General features: G+C 54.2%; 1 rRNA gene. It reads right to left on the bottom strand.

Features of this window, described 5'->3' with window-relative positions:
• A 23S ribosomal RNA gene (locus D081_RS12425) occupies nt 1–2241 on the bottom strand; the annotation flags it as partial.

The raw sequence follows: 2241 nt of genomic DNA on the forward strand, positions 1-2241 counted from the left end.
CCACCCTCTGTGAGAGATCTCATCTCAAGGCGGGTTTCACGCTTAGATGCTTTCAGCGTTTATCCCTTCCGAACGCAGCTACCCAGCTGTACAACTGGCGTCATAACTGGTACACCGTTGGTTCGTCCACTCCGGTCCTCTCGTACTAGGAGCAGCTCCCTTCAAATCTCTTACGCCCGCGATGGATATGGACCGAACTGTCTCACGACGTTCTGAACCCAGCTCACGTACCACTTTAATGGGCGAACAGCCCAACCCTTGGGACCTGCTTCAGCCCCAGGATGTGATGAGCCGACATCGAGGTGCCAAACCTCCCCGTCGATATGGACTCTTGGGAGAGATTAGCCTGTTATCCCCAGGGTAGCTTTTATCCGTTGAGCGATGGCAATTCCACTTTCATTCCACCGGATCACTAAGCCCTACTTTCGTACCTGCTCGACCCGTCAGTCTCGCAGTCAAGCTCCCTTCTGCCTTTATACTCTTCGCGCGATTTCTGTCCGCGCTGAGGGAACCTTTGGACGCCTCCGTTACTCTTTCGGAGGCGACCGCCCCAGTCAAACTGCCCACCTGGCACTGTCCCCGATCCTGTAGTATCAGGGTTAGATCCCTAGCATGTAAAGGGTGGTATCCCAACAATGACTCCGCGAAGACTTGCGTCCTCGCCTCCCAGTCTCCCACCTATCCTGTACATCACATGCCAAGAATCAATGCCAAGCTGCAGTAAAGCTCCATGGGGTCTTTCTGTCCAGTCGCGGGTAACCTGCATCTTCACAGGTATTTCAATTTCACCGGGTCCCTCGTTGAGACAGTGCCCAAATCGTTACACCTTTCGTGCGGGTCGGAACTTACCCGACAAGGAATTTCGCTACCTTAGGACCGTTATAGTTACGGCCGCCGTTTACTGGGGCTTCAATTCAGAGCTTCAGCTTGCGCCTGACCCCTCCTCTTAACCTTCCAGCACCGGGCAGGTGTCAGCACCTATACGTCAGATTTCTCTTTAGCAGGCACCTGTGTTTATGGTAAACAGTCGCTTGGGCCTCTCTTCTGCCGCCGGCTCCGGCTTCATCCGCGAAGGACTACACCAGCTCCGGCCATCCTTATCCCGAAGTTACGGATGCATTTTGCCGAGTTCCTTAACGAGGGTTTTCCCGCGCACCTTAGGATACTCTCCCCGCCTACCTGTGTCGGTTTTGGTACGGGCCAACGTAATCTAACTAGAAGCTTTTCTCGGCAGTGTGATGCGTACGAATTTGACTCGACCGAGGTCTCGTCTATCTATCAGCTCTGAGCCTTTATGCAGGGGATTTGCCTCCCGCACAGCCTGCAGCCTTCGACTGGCACGTCCAACAGCCAGCTCGCACTTTCTCCTGCGTCACTCCATTGCTCAAACAATTACGCCGGGTACAGGAATATTCGCCTGTTGTCCATCGCCTATGCTTTCTGCCTCGGCTTAGGTCCCGACTTACCCTGAGTCGACGAGCGTTGCTCAGGAACCCTTAGGCTTTCGGTGGGACGGATTCTCACCGTCCTTTTCGCTACTCATACCGGCATTCTCACTGCCATACAGTCCACTGCTCCTTCCGGTACAGCTTCACCCCGTATGGTACGCTCCCCTACCCATGCATTTGCATGCCGCAACTTCGGTTCTGTACTTGAGCCCCGGACATTTTCGGCGCAGGACCTCTCGACCAGTGAGCTATTACGCACTCTTTGAATGGTGGCTGCTTCTGAGCCAACATCCTGGTTGTTTTCGAAATCCTACATCCTTTTCCACTTAGTACAGCATTTGGGACCTTAGTCGGCGGTCTGGGCTGTTTCCCTCTTGACTACGGGTCTTATCACTCGCAGTCTGACTCCCAGGTTCCTCTAACACAGCCATTCGCAGTTTGACTGGGGTCGGTAGGCTTTACGCCCCCTAGCCCGATCAGAGCTCTACCGTCTGCGTTCATTCCCTGAGGCTAGCCCTAAAGCTATTTCGGGGAGAACCAGCTATCTCCACGTTCGATTGGCATTTCACCCCTATGCACAGCTCATCCCAAAGTTTTTCAACACTCACGGGTTCGGCCCTCCACTCATTTTTACCTGAGCTTCAGCCTGGCCATGCATAGATCACTGTGGTTTCGGGTCTACCCACCGTGACTAAGCGCCCTGTTAAGACTCGCTTTCGCTTCGGCTCCGCGTCTTCCGCTTAACCTCGCCACGATGGATAACTCGCCGGTTCATTCTTCAATAGGCACGCCG

The organism is Anaerovibrio sp. JC8, from assembly GCF_002100115.1.
Classification (GTDB): Bacteria; Bacillota; Negativicutes; order Selenomonadales; family Selenomonadaceae; genus Anaerovibrio.